We start from the raw sequence: 776 nt of genomic DNA, 5'->3' as shown, positions 1-776 counted from the left end.
GTTCGCCAGTAGTTCATGGCTTGTTTGAGATCGGGCTTATCAATCAATCTACCGCCGCGTTGTTCTGCAACAGCAATGGCTTGCCCGACAGCCTCTTTTACCGCAGTAACATCCAGTACACGGGTTTGTCTTGGTCGGCCGCCTTTTGTACCGAAAACAACATGCAGTTTCGGCTCTGGCTGTTCTAATTGTTTGCGCCAGCTTTTCAATGACGCACTGCATTGCACCGCTTCCTGAGAACGTAATCCCAACAATCGGGCTAGTTTCAGTGTGACGGCAAATCCGACATCACGTTCAAGGGCTTTTTGATAAATAAACTGAAACGTGGCATCAGGGATTGCTTGTTTCGTTCCGGCGCGGCTGGTTCCACTTAACCCTAATGCCTGATTACTCAGTCTTGGAGAAGTTTCCAGTTTTTCCCAGCCAGCCATGCGGAAGATATTACGCAGTGCGGACATTTCATTTTGTACTGTGCGCTTGGTGACCCCCTGAGATAAACGGGCATCAACGTAATGCTCTACATGTTTGGTTTTCAGATTATTGAGGCTTTTAATCTGAATATTCAGGCTCAATAACAAAGCACCCAAACGCCCGGCGATCCGAATGCGATCATGACAGGTTTTATGACTACCACCACCTTGTCGGGCAAAAAACTTTAATTCTTTAATCAATCGACTCATCTCATTTTCCCTATCGATACCCAACGATATGCGATCTCTGGCGCGCGTCAGTGCGGCAAAACAGAAAACACCGGTTTTGCCCTTGACGAATATCTG

General features: G+C 47.3%; 1 protein-coding gene. It reads right to left on the bottom strand.

The window, feature by feature from the left end; all coding sequences use genetic code 11:
- Positions 1–680 (bottom strand): integrase domain-containing protein (locus tag AAC147_RS09405; protein ID WP_047686416.1); only part of this gene is annotated, 680 nt, incomplete at its 3' end.
- Between the last annotated feature and the right edge of the window lie 96 nt (positions 681–776).

This window comes from Xenorhabdus sp. NBAII XenSa04, from assembly GCF_963866145.1.
Lineage (GTDB): Bacteria > Pseudomonadota > Gammaproteobacteria > Enterobacterales > Enterobacteriaceae > Xenorhabdus > Xenorhabdus indica.
Note: the sequence above shows the minus strand (reverse complement) of the source record. Positions and strands in the feature narration are given on the sequence as shown.